Genomic DNA, 16,405 nt, shown 5'->3' on the forward strand with positions numbered 1-16,405 from the left:
ATCTTTATGATTTATTTAGATTTATGGCAAGGGCTCAACATCATATGCCCAGGTGACTATGGGTTTGCTCAGTCTGTGGCAGACTTCACATTTTCAATCGTTACCGGTAACATGTTACCGGTAACGTGTTAGATTAGAACCCATCAACAGCTGGTTTTTTGAAAAGTGGGACAGAGGTCAAATTATGGCGGGTAAGTGCATTATCGTGATGGGTGTGTGTGGTAGCGGCAAATCCAGCGTGGGTCTGAAAGTGGCCGAAGCGCTGGGCGCCAAGTTCATCGATGGTGATGACCTGCACCCCAAGGCCAACATCCAGAAGATGGCTGGCGGCAACCCCCTCAACGATGAGGATCGTGCCCCCTGGCTGGAGCGGATCCGCGACGCCGCCTACAGTCTCGAGCAGAAGAACGAGACCGGCATCATTGTCTGTTCCGCCCTCAAAAAGAAGTACCGCGACCAGATCCGCGAAGGCAACGAGTCGGTCAGCTTCATCTTCCTCGATGGCAGCCAGCCGCTGATCCTCGAGCGGATGCGTGCCCGCAAGGGCCACTTCATGCGCGAAAGCATGGTACAAAGTCAGTTCGATACTCTGGAGCGCCCGGATGGCGAAGCCGGTGTATTCCACATTGATATAGACGGCACCTTCGAACAGGTGGTTGACCGCGCCGTCACAGCATTGGAGCAAGCCCAATGATTCATCAGGTAATTTCCGACGTCACCGCCCGCATCCGCGAGCGCAGTGTCGCCCGTCGTCAGGCATTTTTGGCCCGCATCCAGCGTCAGGCAGAGCAGGGCAAGACCCGCGCCGCGCTGGCCTGCGGCAACCTGGCCCACGCCGTGGCCGCCTGCAGCAGTGACGAGAAGGGTCGCATTCTCGATATGACCCGTGCCAACGTCGGCATCGTCACCGCCTACAACGATATGCTGAGCGCCCATCAGCCCTATCAGGGCTATCCGGATCAGATCAAGGCGGTGCTGGCCGAGCTGGGCCACAGCGCCCAGGTCGCCGGCGGCGTGCCCGCCATGTGCGACGGCGTGACCCAGGGTCAGCCGGGGATGGACATGTCCCTCTTCTCCCGCGACCTGATCGCCCAGGCAACCGCACTGTCGCTCTCTCACAACACCTTTGATGCCACCCTGCTTCTCGGTATCTGCGACAAGATCGCTCCGGGTCAGATCATGGGGGCCCTCTCCCACGCTCACCTGCCGACTGCATTTGTTCCTGCTGGCCCGATGGCGAGCGGCATCAGCAATGACGAGAAGGTGAAGGTGCGTCAGAAGTACGCTGCCGGTGAAGTGGGTCGCGATGCCCTGCTGGAGATGGAGTGCGGCGCCTACCACGCGGCAGGCACCTGTACCTTCTACGGCACCGCCAACACCAACCAGCTGGTATTCGAGGCCATGGGCCTGATGCTGCCGGGCTCTGCTTTTGTGCATCCCCATAGCGAGCTGCGCCGCGCCCTGACCGCCGAAGCGGCCCGCCGCATCAGCGCCATGATCCCGGGCTCCCCGGCCTATCGCCCGTTGAGCGAGGTGCTGGACGAGCGCTCGTTGGTCAACGGTCTGGTGGCCCTGCTCGCCTCTGGCGGCAGTACCAACCACAGCATCCACATGGTGGCGCTGGCCCGCGCCGCCGGTCTGGTACTGACCTGGGATGACATCAGCGATCTCTCCGACGTGGTGCCGCTCTTGGTTCGCATGTACCCGAACGGCCCGGCTGACGTCAACGCCTTCGAACAGGCGGGCGGCGTGCCCGGCCTGATGCGCCGTCTGGCGCAAGAGGGGCTGATCCACATGGATGCCACTCCGGTCTTTGGCGAGATGCAGGATTACCTCAGCCGTCCGGCATTGGTCGATGGCCAGCTGGTATGGCAGCCGGTGGGCGAGAGCGGCGATGCGAGCGTGCTGTCGCCTTCCGGCAGCGTATTCCAGGCCACCGGCGGCACCAAGCTGCTGGCGGGCAATCTGGGCCGCGCCGTGGTCAAGGTATCCGCCGTGGCTCCCGAGTATCGGGTTATCGAAGCGCCAGCGCGGGTCTTCTCCTCCCAGCATGCGGTGGAAGCGGCCTACAAGGCGGGCGATCTCAATCAGGATGCCGTGATCGTGGTGCGCCACAATGGTCCGGCCGCCAACGGCATGCCGGAGCTGCACAAGCTGATGCCGGTGCTCGGCAACCTGCAGAAGGCTGGTTACAAGGTGGCGCTGGTCACCGATGGCCGCCTCTCCGGTGCCTCCGGCAAGATCCCGGCCGCCATCCACGTCACCCCGGAAGCGCTGCACGGCGGGGCCATTGGCCTGCTGGCCGACGGCGATCTGCTGCGGGTTGATGCGGTAAACGGCAGCCTCGACTGCCTGACCGATTTGAGTGGCCGTACCCAGGCCGAGATTGACCTCACTCTGGAACAAGAGGGGTGGGGCCGTGAACTGTTCAGCGTGATGCGTCGCGCGGTATCGAGCGCCGAGTGTGGCGCCACCATCTTTGACTAAGGAAGAGCTATGCAGAACTGGAAAGTGACCCCGGCCGAGGTGTTTGCCGCCTCCCCGCTGGTACCCGTGATGGTTATCAACGAGCTGGATCAGGCCCTGCCGATGGCCAAGGCGCTGCTCGACGGCGGCATCTCTGTCTTCGAAATCACCCTGCGCACCCCGGTGGCGCTTGATGCCATCGCCCTCATTGCCAAGGCGATGCCGGATGCCATGGTCGGTGCTGGTACCGTGCTCAACTGCGAGCAGTTTGACGCAGCCGTTGCCGCCGGTGCCCGCTTCGTCATCTCCCCGGGGATGACGCCGGCCCTGCTGGCTCACGCGGCCAAGAGCACCGCGCCGCTGATCCCGGGTGTGGCAACTCCGTCTGAAGTGATGCAGGCGCTGGAAGCGGGCTATGACCACCTGAAGTTCTTCCCGGCCGAAGCGAACGGCGGCACCAAGGCGCTCTCCGCCATTGCCGCGCCGCTGCCCCAGGTGAAGTTCTGCCCGACCGGCGGTATCGGCCCGAAAAACGTGGCCGACTATCTGGCGCTCAAATGCGTGGCCACTGTCGGCGGCTCCTGGATGCTGCCGGCCGATGCGGTCAAGAGCGGCAACTGGGAAGAGGTGACTCGCCTCTCCCGCGAAGCGGTTGAGTTGGTAAAACGCTAAGCCTCAGTTGTGCAGAAAACCAAACAGGCCACCCTCGGGTGGCCTGTTTGCTATCAGCGTGACTTAAGTGGGTGAGGGAAGGGATTACCCCAGACTCTCCCCGACATAGAGGGAGAAGCCGATATCCTTGCGGGTGTCGGGTTGGGATTGGCCGCTGAGACGAGCCAGCAGCATGGTGGCCGCCTCCCGACCGATCGCTTCCCGCGGGGTGGCGATACTGGCCAGCTTGGGGGTCATGGCGTGGCCGATGTCGAGAGCGTTGCAACCGGCGATGGCGATCTGCTGGGGCACCGGGATCCACTTGGCCTGACACTGCAGCAGGGCGCCCACCGCCAGGTCATCGTTGGTGCAGAACAGGCCGTCGAGGTCGGGATAGCGTACCAGCGCCTGATCCAGCAGCTCGCCCCCCAGAGTGAAGCTGGAGGATTGTTCGGTCAGCAGATGCTGGCCGGTGAGGCCGAAGTCGGTCATCGCCTGATAGTAACCCTCCATCCGCAGCTGGGTGCGCACGTCGAGCCGCGCCCCCAGATAGACCAGCTTGCGTCGGCCCCGGCGCAGCATCTCTGTTACCATGGCCCGGGCCGCGGCTCTATGATCCATGCCGACCACCATATCGATGGGGGTTTGCGGCAGATCCATGGTCTCCACCACCGGAATGCCGGCGGTGGCGATCATCTTGCGAGTGCGCTCTGTGTGCTGGCTGTCGGAGAGGATGAGGCCATCCACATGGTAGGAGAGTAGGGACGCGACCTGCTCCTCCTCCCGCTCCGGACTGTAGCCGTAGTGGGCCAGCAGGGTCTGGTAGCCGGCCGGTCGGGTCACCGACTCGATGCCGTGGATCACCGCAGAGAATACTTGGTTGGAGAGGGAGGGGATCAGGATGCCGATCGCCTTGCTGGTCGCGTTGGAGAGAATATCCGGCGCCCGATTGGGGATATAACCCAGCTCTTCCACTACAGCTGCGATCCGCTCGCGGGTCCCCTCCGCTACGGTCTGTGGGTCACGCAGATAGCGGCTGACAGTCATCTTGGTCACGCCGGTCTGGTCGGCGATATCTTGCAGGGTGGGGCGGCGCTTGCGGGTGGGGCTCATAGGGGTGTCCAGGGTGGATGTTACATGTAACATTACCGTTTTTGGCGGATAAAGTCAGCATATGAAGCCGTTTTTGCAGGAGTTTTCCGATGATCAGAGGCAAGCAGTTCGTGGATGTCCGGTTCGAGCAACAGGATGTGGAGGGGGAGCTGTTCTCGGAGTGCCGCTTTATCGGATGCAACTTCTCCTGGCTGGATCTGAGCGATAGCCGCTTCATTGACTGCAGCTTCTACGATCGGGAGAGTGAACGGGGCTGCCTGTTGCAGGGTTGCGATCTGCGCGAGGCCAGCTTCCTGCTCTGCGATCTCACCATGGCCGATTGCAGCCGCAGCCAGTGTCTGGGGTTGGAGATGCGCGACTGTCAGGCGGTCGGTATCAACTTCGGCCACGCCAGCTTCGCCAACCAGATCACCGCCAAAAGCTACTTCTGCGAGGCCCATCTGACCGGCAACAACTTCAGCTATGCCAGCTTTGAGGGCTGCCTGCTGGAGAAGTGCGAGCTGACCGGCAACCGTTGGCAGGGGGCCAACCTGTTTGGTGCCTCGCTGGCGGGTTCCGATCTTAGCGGCTCTGAGTTTGGCCAGATTGACTGGACCAGCTTCAAGCTGCAGGGCTGCGATCTGCGCCAGTGCGATCTGCCGGGGCTGGATCTGCGCCGGGTCGATCTGCAAGGGGTGCAGATCAACGAGGATCAGCAGCAGACCTTGCTGGAGCAGATCGGTCTGGTTGTCTTCTCCTGAGCCGAGCGAAAAATTAGGTAATTTTTCATCAAATGGGAGCGACAGCGGGTTGCTGTACTCCTGAAACGACAAAAGCCTGCGTGATGCAGGCTTTTGCTAGTGAGCGTGTGATGCGTTTGTCGGCCGGGTTGACTCAACCCTTGGCCAGCCATTTGGTTGGGTTGATGGCCTCGCCCTGATAGCGAATTTCGAAGTAGAGGCCCGGTCTGTCCTGGCCACCACTGTCACCAACCAGTGCCACTGGTTCACCCTGTTCCACGTTCTGGCCCACCTGGCGCAGCAGCGACTGGTTGTGACCGTAGAGGCTCATGTAGCCGCGACCGTGATCGATTACCAGCAGCATACCGAAGCCGTCGAGCCAGTCGGCGTAAACCACTTGTCCCGGTGCGACCGCCTTTACCTGGGTTCCTTCGCTGGCGCCGATCAGGGTGCCTTTCCACTTGAGCTGGGCGGTGCGCGGCGAGCCGTAGGCGATGAGGATCGGCCCCTGTACCGGCCAGCGCAGGCTGCCATTGGTCTTGAGCCCGCTGTAGTAACCTGCGGTCCCAATCCCAGAGCCTCGCTCCGGTTTGGTACTGGACATCTCTTCGACCGGTTCTGCCGGTTTGACGGTTTTGTTCTGCTGGGCGGCAAGTCGTTGTTGCTCGGCGCGGCGCTGCTCGGCCAGCTTGCGCTGACGCTCCTGCTCCGCTTTCAGCTTGGCCAGCCGTTCCCGTTCGGCCCGTTCGCGGCGCTCCTGCTCTTCCCGCTGGCGGCGCAGCTCTTCCAGCCGGGCTTTCAGCGCTTTCTCCGCTTTGACCAGCTTGGTGAGCTTCTGCTCGTCATCCTGTACCGACTGCTGCAACTGGTTGCGCACCTTGGCCCGGCTCTGCTGGCTGGCCAGCAGGGTCTGGTGATGCTCCTGCTGTTCGGCAAGCAGGGTCTGCAGTCTGGTTTCGGTCTCTTTGGTTGCCTGCTGGTTTTTCGCCAGCTTGTCGCGGGTGACGCGCAGGGCGTCGATGGCCTCGATGCGGGCCTTGTTGAGGTAGTCGTAGTAGTCGAGTGAGCGGCTCAGTTTGGCCGGATCCTGCTGATTGAGCAGCAGTTTGAGGTAGTCGTGGTTGCCCGCCTGAAAGGCGCTCTCCGCCTGTTTGGCCAGCAACTGCTTTTGATGTTTGGCTTGAACTTCCAGCGCGAGCTTGTCTTTTTGCAGGGTCGCCAGCGTCTGCTGGTTCTGCTTCAACTGCTGCCTGGTCTGGTTGAGTTTGGCGGCGGCGGCCGAGATGGCCTGCTCGTCAGCCTTGAGCTGGGTATTGAGCTTGGCAAGCTCCTGCTTGCTGAGCTTGATGGTCTTCTGTTGCTCTTTGATCTGGGACTGCATGGTCCCCAGCTGCTGATTGGCGGCCAAAGCCGGTTTGCTGGCGCCAAACGACAGGCAAAAAAACAGCGCGCCGGCCAACAGGCCGACGCGACTGGTTTTCTGTGAAATAACTTCGCATCCCCGCATGGGGAAGGATTATTTCAGAATCATCAGGGGCTTGCCAGTCATTTCCGGCGGCACCGGCAGACCCATCAGGGTCAGCATGGTGGGGGCCAGATCGGACAGTTTGCCACCTTCAACCACCTCGGCTTTGCGACCGAAATAGATGAGCGGAACCGGCAGATTGGTGTGGGCTGTGTGGGCCTGACCAGTCTCTTCGTCCAGCATCTTCTCGGCGTTGCCGTGGTCGGCAGTGATCAGGCACTCGCCACCCACTTCGGCCAGGGCGTCGGTGACGCGGCCGATGCAGTGGTCAACGGCTTCACACGCTTTGACGGCGGCATCGAACACACCGGTGTGACCAACCATGTCGCCATTCGGGTAGTTACAGATGATGACGTCGTACTTGCCGCTCTTGATGGCCGCAACCAGCTTGTCGGTCAGCTCTTCGGAGCTCATCTCCGGCTGCAGGTCATAGGTCGCCACTTTCGGGCTGGCCACGATCTCGCGATCTTCGCCGGTGAAGCAGGACTCTTCGCCACCGTTGAAGAAGAAGGTGACGTGAGCATACTTCTCGGTTTCGGAGATGCGCAGCTGGGTCTTGCCCTGCTTGGCCAGCCACTCACCCAGGGTGTTGACCAGAGCGGTCGGCGGGTAGGCACAGGCAGTTTTGATGTCGGCCGCGTATTCGGTCAGCATCACGAAGTTCAGTTTCGGCTCGACTGCACGGGCGAAGCCGGTGAAGTCTGTGTCAACGAAGGCGCGGGTGATTTCACGGGCACGGTCGGCACGGAAGTTCATGAAAATCAGCGCATCACCATCTTCCATCGGGGCAGCTTCGCCGATGCGGGTGGCTTTGACGAACTCGTCGTTCTCGTCGCGAGCATAAGCGGCAGCCAGTGCTTCGGTGGCGCTCTCGGCGGTGAACTCGCCCTTGCCCTGGGTCATCAGGTCATAGGCTTGCTGCACGCGATCCCAGCGGTTGTCACGGTCCATGGCGAAGTAACGGCCGATCATGGAGGCGAAACGACCCTTGCCGAGCTTGGCGAACAGGGCATCGAACAGCTCGATGGAGGACTGGGCGGAGCGCGGCGGAACGTCGCGGCCATCCAGGAAGGCGTGCAGGTAGATCTTCTCGGCGCCACGCTTGGCAGCCATTTCGATCATGCCCATGATGTGCTCTTCGTGGCTGTGTACGCCACCCGGAGACATCAGGCCCATGATGTGAACGGCTTTGCCGTTGGTGACGGCAGCGTCAACAGCCTTGGCCAGCTCGACGTTCTGGAAGAATTCGCCGTCCTGGATGTCTTTGGAGATGCGGGTCAGCTCCTGATAGACGATGCGACCGGCACCGATGTTGACGTGGCCCACTTCGGAGTTGCCCATCTGGCCATCCGGCAGACCGACGTCCAGACCGGAGCCGGAGATCAGGGTGCTGGTGTAGTCACGGGCCAGACGATCGAGGTTGGGAGTCTTGGCGGCAGCGACGGCGTTGTGCTCTTGCTTGGTGCTGTAGCCCCAACCGTCCATGATGACCAGAACCAAAGGTTTCTTAGCTGTTGACATAAGACTATGTCCTCTCGGATTGGAAAAAATGCGGGAAATGAAACTAGCGTAATATTACTACATCTGCCGAAATAGTCACCTGATAGCCAAGGGGGGCTCCCGTGGCCCCGCAAGCCACGCCCTTCCTGCCATGCTCGCTGCCCAATGATGATGGGAGCCTGCTCGCGCTTTGCCGCCAAGATGGCTGATCTTATCAATACCCCCATGTATACTCGGGCCCTTGTCTTGGTCCCTGGATAGTAGAAGATGCAAGAGTATTTGGATTTTGCGGCCCGTAACCCGCTGCTGACCGCAGCCTGGTTGGGTCTGGCTGGCACCCTGGTTTACACCACTGTGCGTGCCCGTTTGTCCCCGGTAAAAACCGTCAACAACCACACCGCGACCCTGCTGATCAACCGCGAGAATGCCACCGTGGTGGATATTCGCAGTCAGGAAGAGTACGCCAAGGGCCATCTGGCCGGTGCCCAGCACCTGCCGCTGACCCAGATCCAGAGCAATAATCTGGGCCCGGTTGAAAAGCATAAAGATGCCCCCATCATAGTGGTGTGCGAGTCGGGAATGACTGCGGGCGGCGCGGGCCGTCAGCTGAGCAAAGCTGGCTTCAAGCAGGTTTATGTGCTCGGCGGTGGCATGGCCCAATGGCGTGCAGAAAATCTGCCGGTAACCAAGAAACGCTGATTTAAGCAGGGCCTGAGCCCACTTATCCATATAACAAGGAATCAAACGAAATGGCTGACGAGATCAACAACCAGGAAGTACAACCGGAATTCCACATCCAGCGTGTTTACACCAAGGATGTCTCTTTCGAAGCGCCGAACACCCCGCACATCTTCCAGAAAGAGTGGCAGCCGGACGTCAAGCTGGATATGGATACCAAGACCAACATCCTGGCTGAGAACGTGTACGAGGTTGTCCTTACCCTGACCGTAACTTGCAAACTGGAAACAGAAACCGCCTTCCTGTGCGAAGTACAGCAAGCCGGTATCTTCACCATCGGTAACCTGCCGGAGCCGCAACTGGCTCACTGCCTGGCTGCCTTCTGCCCGAACATCCTGTTCCCGTATGCCCGCGAAGCCGTGGCCAACATGGTGAGCAAGGGTTCCTTCCCGCAGCTGAACCTGGCACCGGTCAACTTCGATGCCCTGTTTGCCCAGCACATGGCGCAAGCACAGGCCCAGCAGGCGACTGCGGAAGCCTGATAATGGCTGACCAGATCGCTATCTCGGTCTTGGGGGCGGGGTCTTATGGCTCCGCCCTTGCCATTTCTCTGGCGCGCAACGGTCATCCGACCCTGCTGTGGGGTCACGACCCCGCTCATGTCGCCGAGCTGGAACAAGACCGCTGCAACAAGGCTTTTCTGCCTGATGTCCCTTTTCCTGTTGATTTGCAGCTAACTGCGGATCTGCAACGTGCGGTACAGGCTGCCCCCGTGCTGCTGCTGGTCGTGCCAAGCCATGTATTTGGTGATGTACTGACCCGGATCAAACCCTTCCTGCGCCCCGATACCCGTATCGCCTGGGCCACCAAGGGTCTGGAGCCGGACAGTGGCCGTCTGCTGCAGGATGTGGCCCGTGAAGTGCTGGGTGACGAGATACCGCTGGCGGTGATCTCCGGTCCCACCTTCGCCAAGGAGCTGGCTGCCGGTCTGCCGACCGCCATCTCGGTCGCCTCGACTCACGACGAGTTCGCCGACGATCTCTCCCATCTGCTGCACTGTGGCCGCTCGTTCCGGGTCTACACCAATCCGGACTTCGTCGGTCTGCAGCTGGGTGGGGCGGTGAAGAACGTCATCGCCATCGGTGCCGGTCTCTCCGACGGGCTCGGGTTTGGCGCCAATGCCAGAACCGCACTCATCACCCGGGGTCTGGTGGAGATGCAGCGTCTGGGTGCGGCGCTGGGTGCCGATGCCAAAACCTTTATGGGAATGGCGGGGCTCGGGGATCTGGTGCTCACCTGTACCGACAACCAGTCGCGCAACCGTCGCTTCGGGCTGGCCCTCGGGGCTGGCAAGGATGTGAACACCGCCATGACCGAGATCGGTCAGGTGGTGGAGGGGTATCGCAACACCAAAGAGGTGCATCTGCTGGCGGCCCGCTGTGGCGTCGAGATGCCCATCTGCGAGCAGATCTTCAAGGTGCTCTACGAGGGTAAGAACCCGAAAGAGGCGGCCATCGCCCTGCTGTCGCGAGACAAGAAGGACGAGTAATCTGCCGATTGCCCATGCAAAAGGCCCCGCCAGATGGCGGGGCCTTTTCTTTGCTGCAAGGGCTGCAAATCAGTAGTAAGAGTGGTCGCCGCGCTGGTGCTCGGTGGCGTCTTTCACACCGTTGAGCTCACCCGGGAACTTCTCCAGCAGCTGCTTCTCGATCCCCTCTTTCAGGGTGTAATCGACCATGGAGCAACCGTTGCAACCACCGCCAAACTGCAGGATGGCCAGTTTGTCTTCAGTCAGCTCGACCAGGGTGACCTTGCCACCGTGACCGGCCAGCATGGGGTTCACTTCGGACATCAACACGTACTCGATGCGCTCGATCAGCGGCGCGTCATCGGCCACTTTACGCATCTTGGCGTTCGGTGCTTTCAGGGTGAGCTGGGAGCCCATCTGATCGGTCACGAAGTCGATGGTGGCATCCACCAGGAAGGGGGCGCTCAGGGGATCGACCATGCAGTCGAAGCCGCTGAAGGGCAGGTGTTGATCTTCCGGGTCCACGGCATCGGGCGGGCAATACGATACGCCACACTCGGCATTCTGGGTTCCCGGATTGACCACAAACACCCGGATATTGGTGCCATCAGGCTGTTTTTCCAGCAGTTTACGGAAATGGGCCTGGGCGGCGTCGGAAATGCTGATCATCACTATCCTCATAAACCTGAGTGTACGACTAGGGTATTCATGATAACGCGGTTATTAATGCTTGGGTAGCATGCCGATGGCTACTTGCTGTGCCGCAGGGTTCGACAGATTGCCCACACTTCTACCTTTGTGATGCCGCTCTCATGGAGCAAACGGCTGAGCTGCCCAGCGGTGGCGCCTGTGGTCACGACGTCATCGAGCAGGGCGACATGACGGTATTGGTGGGAGCGGATCCGGAATGCCCCGCGCAGATTGCGCCGCCGCTGCCCGGCGCTCAAGGTTGTTTGTTGCGGGGTCGCCTTGATGCGTTGCAACAGAGTGTTGTCGCAGGGAATGTCGGTGAACTCGCCAAGGGCTTGCGCGATCTCCTCCGCCTGGTTGAACCCACGCCGCCACTGCCGCCACCAGTGCAGGGGAACCGGAATGATCGCCTCCGGCGGCTCGTTGTCATCCAGATGATCGGCCAGGAGGCGTGCCAGGAGTGGCGCCAGCAGGATTTGGCCGGAATATTTGAGCCGGGGGATCAGCATGGGGTAGGGAGCCTGGTAGTCGCCGATCACCTGCAACCGCTCCCAGGGGGGAGGTCTGCGCTGGCAGCGGCCGCAGACCGGTATGCGTTCTTCTATATATTTAGTCAGCGGTGCGGCGCAGAGGCGGCATCTCGGCTGTGACTGGTGCAGCGCCTGCCGACACCAGCTGCAGAGCAGGGGCTCGTTGTCGCAAGGCTGATGACAGAGGAGGCAACTCCCTTGCCAGTCGCCGTGGTTGCCGAGCAGCGGGCTTGCTTTAGCGAGCAGTCGCTTTAACATGCTGACCCCAAGAGCATGAACAGGGATCTTGAGTCTAGATGAGCATATCGGTAGAGCAGTTTGGCCAGGGGCCCGATCTGGTGCTGTTGCACGGTTGGGGGATGAACGGTGCGGTCTGGCATGGCATTGCCCAACAGTTGGCGCCCCACTATCGGGTTCATCTGGTAGATTTGCCCGGTTTTGGCAACAGCCTGCTGGCAGACGAGGTGGATTACAGCCTGCCCTGGCTTGCCGAGCAGGTGGCTGCCATCTTGCCGCAGAAGTGTCATCTGCTTGGCTGGTCGCTCGGCGGTCTGGTGGCAAGCCAGTTGGCGCTGACGCATCCCGATCGGCTGCACTCCCTGATCACGGTAGCCAGCTCTCCCTGTTTCATGGCCCGCGATGAGTGGCCGGGGATCGCCCCCAAAGTACTGACCAGTTTCAACCAGATGCTGGCAGGGGATTTTCGCCAGACCATAGAGCGTTTTCTGGCGATCCAGGCCATGGGCAGTGAACACGCCCGGGACGATATCCGTCAGTTGCGCCACTGGCTGGCCGAGCGGCCGGCGCCCGCGTTTGCCGCACTCGAGGCTGGACTGACGCTGTTGGCCGAGATTGATCTGCGCGAACCGCTTCAGGAGCTGGATCTGCCCTGGTTGCGGATCTATGGCCGACTGGATTCATTGGTACCCAAGGCGGCCATTCCCCTGCTGGATGATCTCTACCCTGCCAGCCGCAGCGTGACCCTTAATAAGGCCTCACACGCACCTTTTATCTCCCATCCTGACGAATTCATTGAAATCGTTCGAGATTTTGTTGGCTAAAAAACAGCCTGCAAGCTTCATTAATCCTCTGGTCTGGCGGATAATTAAGCTGTGACCAGAGGAGTAACACCATGCGTATTGATTCTGCTTTCAACAGCGGGGTACAGGGATTTCAGCGAGCCGAGCAGATTGCCGACAAGGCATCCAATCAGATCGCCCGCCTCAACACCCCCAGCGGGGATCAGGTGCAAGTGACCGATGAGCTTGTCAATCTCAAGGTGGCCGAGCAGCAGGCTGGCGCTTCAGCCAAGGTAGTGCAGACCGCCAGCGATATGATGGGAACCCTGATCGACATCCGGGTGTGAGATGAACATCAATGTCAGTCTGCCTCCCCTTATCCCGACACAGCTGCAACCCCAAGTGGAAGCGGCGAGGACGGATAATCGCCGGGCAGAACTGATCCCGCAGGCCCGGGCGGGCCAAGCCTCCGTGGCCGAATCTGAAGTCGGCTCCCAGAAAGAGAAATCCAAAGCCGGTCAGGCCTCCAGCAATCAGACCTCCCAGAACAGCCGTGAAACCGGGCAACCAGCGCCGACGACACTGCCAGACAATCGCTTTGTCGAGGCAACCGGCGAGGATGGGCAGCGCAAGCAGCAAGATCCCAAACAGCAGGAGCAGCAACAGCGGCAAGAGCAGCAGGTTCAGGATCTTGTCGAGCGTGACAAGGAGGTTCGAACCCACGAGCAGGCGCACCAGTCAGCGGGTGGTGAGTACGCCAGCTCGCCCACCTATCAGTTTACGCAAGGGCCGGATGGCAAGCGTTATGCAACGGGTGGCGAAGTCCAGATCGATACCAGTGTCGTACCCGGTGACCCTGCGGCTACCATCGCCAAGATGCAGCAGATCCGCACTGCAGCGCTGGCGCCTGCCGAGCCTTCCGCGCAGGATCTGGCCGTCGCGCGCAGCGCCGCCGCGAGTGAGGCCAAGGCACGCAAAGAGCTGATGGCCGAGCAGAGCGCGAAATCGGGCGGTGTGTTGAGCGCCTATATGGACAAGCGCAACAGCGTCATCGCGAGCCACTATCAACAGGCTGTCAGCCCGGCCTCTACCCAGTCCCTCAGTCTGCATATCTGAATCACCCTCGCCAAACTTTCAGCTGCTTTGCCTGTTTTGCAACTAACCTGAAGATCAGGCCCATTCCAATTTCACAGGAGCTGTCATGCATTTCGATGAAGTCAAAGCGGAAGATTTCACCACCTTCTCCCGTGTACCGCCCCCCCACCTGCAGATGGAGCAGTTTCTGATGCAGCTCGGAGGAGGGGGAACTGAAGGAACCCATTTCAAGAAGAAAGTGATGCTGGCGGCTGGCTGGAGCCACACCGGCGTCGTCTCTTACGGCAAGTATCCGCAAGAGGCCTGCAAGGCATTCAACCGACTGCGGGAGGTGCTGGCCCAGCATGGAGAGCCCGAGAGCATTCTTGCTGCCCTGGCGCAGTAATCCTGAGCTTCGCGTGTAAAAAAGCCCCTTGCGGGGCTTTTTGCATTCAGAGGTGTTCTGGAAGGTGTCGTTACTTTTTCGCTTTGGAGAGCGCTGCCGCGAAGGCGTTGCCCATGGCACCACCCATAGGGGGGCTTTGCCGAGGCTCATTTCTTGGTTTGGTGTTGCCAGCACTGCTGTTGCGCGCTTCAGCCGGCTTGCGGGCAGCTTGCCCCGCTTTCTCGTCGAGGCGCATGGTGAGGCTAATCCGCTTGCGCGGGGCGTCCACTTCCAGCACCTTGACCCGCACAATGTCGCCGGCCTTGACCACCTCACGGGGATCCTTGACGAAACGGTCGGTCAGGGAGGAGATGTGCACCAGACCGTCCTGATGAACACCGATATCGACGAAGGCGCCGAAGTTGGTGACGTTGGTGACCACCCCTTCCAGTACCATCTCTGGCATCAGGTCGCTGATCTGCTCCACCCCTTCCTTGAAGGTCGCGGTTTTGAACTCGGGGCGCGGGTCGCGGCCCGGCTTGTCCAGTTCGCCGATGATGTCGGTGATGGTAGGTACGCCAAATTGCTCATCGGTGTAATCGGCCGGTTTCAGGCTGCGCAGCAGGCTGCTGTTGCCGAGCAGGCTCTCAACTGTCTGCTCCAGCTTGGCGAGGATCCGCTCCACCACCGGATAGGATTCCGGATGTACCGCCGAGCTGTCGAGGGGATTGCTGCCGCCGCGAATGCGCAGGAAGCCGGCGCACTGTTCGAAGGCTTTGGGGCCGAGTCGGCTCACTTTCAGCAATTGCTGACGGCTCTTGAAGGCGCCGTGCTCATCGCGGTAGGCGACGATGTTCTGGGCCAGCGTCTGGGAGAGGCCGGAAACCCGGTTGAGCAGGGCGACCGAGGCGGTGTTCACATCGACCCCGACCGCGTTCACGCAATCCTCAACCACGGCATCCAGCCGGCGGGCCAGCTGGCTCTGGCCGACGTCGTGCTGATACTGGCCGACCCCGATACTCTTGGGATCGATTTTGACCAGTTCGGCCAACGGGTCTTGCAGGCGGCGGGCGATGGAGACGGCGCCACGGATCGAGACGTCGAGATCCGGGAACTCCTGAGAGGCGAGTTCGGAGGCGGAGTAGACCGAGGCCCCCGCTTCGCTCACCACTATCTTCTGCGCCTTGGCGGCGGGGTAGCGCTCGAACAGGTCGCTCACCAGGCGGTCGGTCTCCCGCGAGGCGGTGCCGTTGCCGATGCTGATGAGCTCGACCTTGTGTTTCTGGCACAGCTCGCTCAGGGTCTTGAGGCTTTGATCAATCTGGCGTTTTGGTTCGAACGGATAGATGGTGGCGTGATCGACCAGCTTGCCGGTGGCATCCACCACGGCAACCTTGACCCCGGTGCGGATGCCCGGATCCAGCCCCATGGTGCAGCGCATGCCGGCCGGGGCCGCCATCAGCAGATCCTTGAGGTTCATGGCGAACACCTTGATTGCCTCCTCCTCTGCCGACTCGCGGATACGGCCGATCAGCTCGGTCTCCATCTGAAGCGACAACTTGATCTTCCAGGTCCAGCTCACCACCCCTTGCAGCCATTTGTCGGCCGGGCGGTTCTGCAGATTGAGATTGAGGTGGTGGGCAATGATCCCTTCGCAGGGGCTGGCACTCTCATCGTCACCGGTGACCAGAGCCAGATTGAGGATCCCTTCATTGCGGCCGCGCAGCATGGCCAGCACCCGGTGGGAGGGGGCCTTGTGCAGGGGTTCGTCGTGTTCGAAATAGTCCTTGAACTTGGCCCCTTCCTGCTCCTTGCCTGCCACCACGCGGGCGCGCAGGGTGGCATTTTGCCACAGGTAGTCGCGCAGCTTCTCCAGCAGGTCGGCCTGCTCGGCGAAGCGCTCCATCAGGATATAGCGGGCGCCGTCGAGGGCCGCCTTGCTGTCGGCAATGCCCTGTTCGGGATTGAGGAAGGTGGCAGCCGCTTGCTCGGGATCCTGCATCGGGTCGCTGAGCAGCAGGTTGGCAAGCGGCTCCAACCCGGCTTCGATCGCCATCTGCCCCTTGGTGCGGCGCTTGGGCTTGTAGGGGAGGTAGAGATCTTCCAGTCGGGTCTTGCTGTCGGCGCCGTTCAATTCGCGCATCAGATCGGGGGTCAGCTTGCCCTGCTCTTCGATGGAGCGAATGATCACCTGACGGCGGTCTTCCAGTTCACGCAGATAGCCGAGGCGGCTCTCTATAGTACGTAGTTGGCTGTCGTCCAGACCGCCGGTCACCTCTTTACGGTAACGGGCGATAAAGGGCACGGTCGAGCCTTCATCCAGCAGGCGCACTGCGGCCTGCACCTGCTCCGGGCGAGTATTGAGCTCACCGGCAATCTGTCTCTCTATGGTTTGCATCATGATGTTGTTGAGGGCCTCTGTGGTCGAGTCCGCGCCATCAGGCGCCAAGTGTGAGCACTATATGGGGTCGTGTTGCGGGATGCCACCCTGCGCCGGGGTCTGCACCCGTCAGACTGATAAGTCGCA

General features: G+C 61.0%; 17 protein-coding genes. 11 read left to right on the forward strand and 6 right to left on the reverse strand.

All coding sequences use genetic code 11. The annotated features are described in order from the left end of the window. Positions 1 to 184: 184 nt before the first annotated feature. The 3 genes from G5533_RS12900 to G5533_RS12910 are packed head-to-tail and all read left to right on the forward strand — an operon-like array spanning position 185 to position 3,138. Entirely contained in the window at positions 185 to 694 is a 510-nt protein-coding gene (locus G5533_RS12900; RefSeq protein WP_005340649.1) for a gluconokinase, read from the forward strand. Beyond that, the gene (gene edd / locus G5533_RS12905) at positions 691 to 2,487 is read left to right on the forward strand and encodes a phosphogluconate dehydratase (protein WP_021230776.1); all 1,797 of its coding nucleotides are present in this window, start codon (positions 691 to 693) and stop codon (positions 2,485 to 2,487) included. Before G5533_RS12900 ends, edd begins: the two co-directional genes overlap by 4 nt. Positions 2,488 to 2,496: 9 nt before the next feature. Then, positions 2,497 to 3,138: a bifunctional 4-hydroxy-2-oxoglutarate aldolase/2-dehydro-3-deoxy-phosphogluconate aldolase gene (locus G5533_RS12910; RefSeq protein ID WP_005342660.1), complete on the forward strand. Its 642-nt coding sequence runs from the start codon at positions 2,497 to 2,499 to the stop codon at positions 3,136 to 3,138. An 84-nt stretch (positions 3,139 to 3,222) separates the two neighbouring features. Here the strand turns inward: G5533_RS12910 and G5533_RS12915 are convergent, their stop codons facing one another. Next, positions 3,223 to 4,230, reverse strand: a complete 1,008-nt coding sequence (locus G5533_RS12915; RefSeq protein ID WP_421309684.1) for a substrate-binding domain-containing protein — start codon at positions 4,228 to 4,230, stop codon at positions 3,223 to 3,225. Between the two features lie 89 nt (positions 4,231 to 4,319). On the opposite strand from G5533_RS12915, the gene G5533_RS12920 reads away from it, so the two are divergent. Beyond that, positions 4,320 to 4,970 carry a Qnr family pentapeptide repeat protein gene (locus tag G5533_RS12920; RefSeq protein WP_441254878.1) on the forward strand — a complete coding sequence of 217 codons (651 nt, stop codon included), beginning with the start codon at positions 4,320 to 4,322 and terminating at the stop codon, positions 4,968 to 4,970. A 133-nt stretch (positions 4,971 to 5,103) separates the two neighbouring features. Here the strand turns inward: G5533_RS12920 and envC are convergent, their stop codons facing one another. Further along, complete coding sequence (gene envC, locus G5533_RS12925) at positions 5,104 to 6,456, reverse strand: murein hydrolase activator EnvC (protein ID WP_421255359.1); 1,353 nt, start codon at positions 6,454 to 6,456, stop codon at positions 5,104 to 5,106. 9 nt (positions 6,457 to 6,465) lie between these two features. Next, on the reverse strand, positions 6,466 to 7,995 hold the full coding sequence (gene gpmM / locus G5533_RS12930; protein ID WP_005356867.1) for a 2,3-bisphosphoglycerate-independent phosphoglycerate mutase: 1,530 nt from the start codon (positions 7,993 to 7,995) through the stop codon (positions 6,466 to 6,468). A gap of 246 nt (positions 7,996 to 8,241) precedes the next feature. Here gpmM and G5533_RS12935 point away from each other — a divergent pair, with 246 nt between their 5' ends. From G5533_RS12935 to gpsA, 3 genes are read left to right on the forward strand one after another with little or no spacing between them, the layout of a single operon-like run. Beyond that, on the forward strand, positions 8,242 to 8,673 hold the full coding sequence (locus G5533_RS12935; RefSeq protein WP_005340640.1) for a rhodanese-like domain-containing protein: 432 nt from the start codon (positions 8,242 to 8,244) through the stop codon (positions 8,671 to 8,673). A gap of 50 nt (positions 8,674 to 8,723) precedes the next feature. After that, positions 8,724 to 9,194, forward strand: a complete 471-nt coding sequence (gene secB / locus G5533_RS12940; protein ID WP_005340639.1) for a protein-export chaperone SecB — start codon at positions 8,724 to 8,726, stop codon at positions 9,192 to 9,194. Positions 9,195 to 9,196: 2 nt separating this feature from the next. Then, a complete protein-coding gene (gpsA, locus tag G5533_RS12945) occupies positions 9,197 to 10,201 on the forward strand; it encodes an NAD(P)H-dependent glycerol-3-phosphate dehydrogenase (protein ID WP_058058785.1) in 1,005 nt (334 codons plus the stop codon). A 69-nt stretch (positions 10,202 to 10,270) separates the two neighbouring features. Here the strand turns inward: gpsA and nfuA are convergent, their stop codons facing one another. Continuing rightward, positions 10,271 to 10,849: a Fe-S biogenesis protein NfuA gene (gene nfuA / locus G5533_RS12950; protein ID WP_005340636.1), complete on the reverse strand. Its 579-nt coding sequence runs from the start codon at positions 10,847 to 10,849 to the stop codon at positions 10,271 to 10,273. An 80-nt stretch (positions 10,850 to 10,929) separates the two neighbouring features. Next, the gene (locus tag G5533_RS12955) at positions 10,930 to 11,658 is read right to left on the reverse strand and encodes a ComF family protein (protein ID WP_441254879.1); all 729 of its coding nucleotides are present in this window, start codon (positions 11,656 to 11,658) and stop codon (positions 10,930 to 10,932) included. Between the two features lie 38 nt (positions 11,659 to 11,696). Between G5533_RS12955 and bioH the strand changes: the two genes are divergently transcribed. The 4 genes from bioH to G5533_RS12975 all read left to right on the forward strand — a co-directional run bounded on the left by bioH (position 11,697) and on the right by G5533_RS12975 (position 13,899). After that, positions 11,697 to 12,461, forward strand: a complete 765-nt coding sequence (gene bioH, locus G5533_RS12960) for a pimeloyl-ACP methyl ester esterase BioH (protein ID WP_421255360.1) — start codon at positions 11,697 to 11,699, stop codon at positions 12,459 to 12,461. Positions 12,462 to 12,532: 71 nt separating this feature from the next. Further along, the gene (locus G5533_RS12965; protein WP_005340632.1) at positions 12,533 to 12,766 is read left to right on the forward strand and encodes a flagellar basal body rod C-terminal domain-containing protein; all 234 of its coding nucleotides are present in this window, start codon (positions 12,533 to 12,535) and stop codon (positions 12,764 to 12,766) included. A gap of 1 nt (position 12,767) precedes the next feature. After that, entirely contained in the window at positions 12,768 to 13,535 is a 768-nt protein-coding gene (locus G5533_RS12970) for a putative metalloprotease CJM1_0395 family protein (RefSeq protein WP_100652344.1), read from the forward strand. An 85-nt stretch (positions 13,536 to 13,620) separates the two neighbouring features. Next, entirely contained in the window at positions 13,621 to 13,899 is a 279-nt protein-coding gene (locus tag G5533_RS12975) for a hypothetical protein (protein ID WP_042059175.1), read from the forward strand. A 70-nt stretch (positions 13,900 to 13,969) separates the two neighbouring features. On the opposite strand, the gene G5533_RS12980 is transcribed toward G5533_RS12975, so the two are convergent. Continuing rightward, entirely contained in the window at positions 13,970 to 16,279 is a 2,310-nt protein-coding gene (locus G5533_RS12980; RefSeq protein WP_441254880.1) for a Tex family protein, read from the reverse strand. Positions 16,280 to 16,405: the final 126 nt, after the last annotated feature.

The organism is Aeromonas sp. A600620 (genome assembly GCF_029479985.1).
In the GTDB taxonomy this organism is placed as follows: Bacteria; Pseudomonadota; Gammaproteobacteria; order Enterobacterales; family Aeromonadaceae; genus Aeromonas; species Aeromonas veronii_A.